The organism is Neolewinella lacunae (assembly GCF_014349155.1).
Lineage (GTDB): Bacteria > Bacteroidota > Bacteroidia > Chitinophagales > Saprospiraceae > Neolewinella > Neolewinella lacunae.
This window is the reverse complement of the sequence record NZ_JACSIT010000101.1, coordinates 1-703: the sequence shown is the minus strand read 5'-3', so window position 1 is coordinate 703 and position 703 is coordinate 1. Positions and strand designations below refer to the sequence as shown.

Annotated in this window: 1 protein-coding gene; it reads right to left on the bottom strand. The window is 63.9% G+C overall.

The genetic code is table 11. From position 1 onward, the window contains the following. Nucleotides 1-703: hypothetical protein (locus tag H9S92_RS11205; protein WP_187466810.1), on the bottom strand; the 703-nt coding region annotated here is incomplete at both ends.

Sequence of the window (703 nt, the reverse complement as noted above, 5' to 3'; positions counted from 1 at the left end):
TTCACCACCTGGGTGAAGGTGCGTACGTCGCCCGGGTTGCACCAGTCGATGACCGTGTAGGTCCGCACAAACTTGTAGGTGAAGGGGCAGGTCACAATCGCTTCGCCGTCGGCGTAGGTCACGCCGATGTTACAGATCGCTTCGCCGGAGCGGAGACCGAAGATGCGGCCACCGATGTTCAGCACGGGGTAGTCACCACGGAAGGTCGGCGTCATCAGGCGCGGTGCGGGGTAGTTGGCCCGCGTCGGGTTGGCTACGCCACACTGCTCGAAGTACACTACCGGTTCAACGGCAGATACGTCCAGGTCTTCCAGCGTCGGGCGGTTGAAGATGATGCGGAACGAGGACGTTACGCTCTCGTTCGCTTCGCCAGCTGCCGTGGGGCAGACGGCGATCTCCGTAGCCGTGAAGGTGCGCGTCAGGATGACGTCCTCACACAGGGGGTCGATGGCGTCGAAAGCGACGACGTCGTTGACGCAGACCCGGATGCGGTCCGTGCAACCGTCCGTGAAGGTCGGCAGCAGCGGCGTCAGGCCACCGGCCAGCAGGCGGGCCCGCAGTTGGGGGGCCATCGTACCCGCTACCGTCGTGCCAGCTACCGCACCAACCTGGCCGGATGCCGTAGCGCTGCGGTTGTTGGAGAACACTTCGTAGCACTTGCTGATGTTGGCAGGAAGCGTCGTCAGCGTGTTCGCGTCAAGGT